This is a genomic window from Stenotrophomonas sp. SrG (genome assembly GCF_050031795.1).
GTDB lineage: Bacteria > Pseudomonadota > Gammaproteobacteria > Xanthomonadales > Xanthomonadaceae > Stenotrophomonas > Stenotrophomonas rhizophila_A.
This window is the reverse complement of record NZ_JBNBBE010001390.1, coordinates 1-235: the sequence shown is the minus strand read 5'-3', so window position 1 is coordinate 235 and position 235 is coordinate 1. Positions and strand designations below refer to the sequence as shown.

Here is a 235-nt window from a genome sequence, read left to right as displayed (position 1 = left end):
TCGGCGTCAGCAGGGCGCTGTGTGAACGACGCATGGGGGACTCCTTGGATCTGCAAACTAGCGGTGGGGGCGTCCACACACCATGAACGGCGGTGAACGCGGGTTTCATCCGCCGCGTCGGCGCCCGGCGCCGAGCTTGCGGGTCAGGGTATTCCGGCCCATGCCCAGCCGCGCGGCGGCGACGGCACGGCGGCCTTGGTTAATCTGCAGCGCCGCCTCCAGCAGCGCCTGGTCC

Annotated in this window: 1 protein-coding gene; it reads right to left on the bottom strand. The window is 70.2% G+C overall.

The window, feature by feature from the left end:
- Positions 1-105: 105 nt before the first annotated feature.
- A partial coding sequence (locus ACQG3P_RS23975) for a helix-turn-helix domain-containing protein (protein WP_426806447.1) occupies positions 106-235 on the bottom strand: 130 nt, incomplete at its 5' end.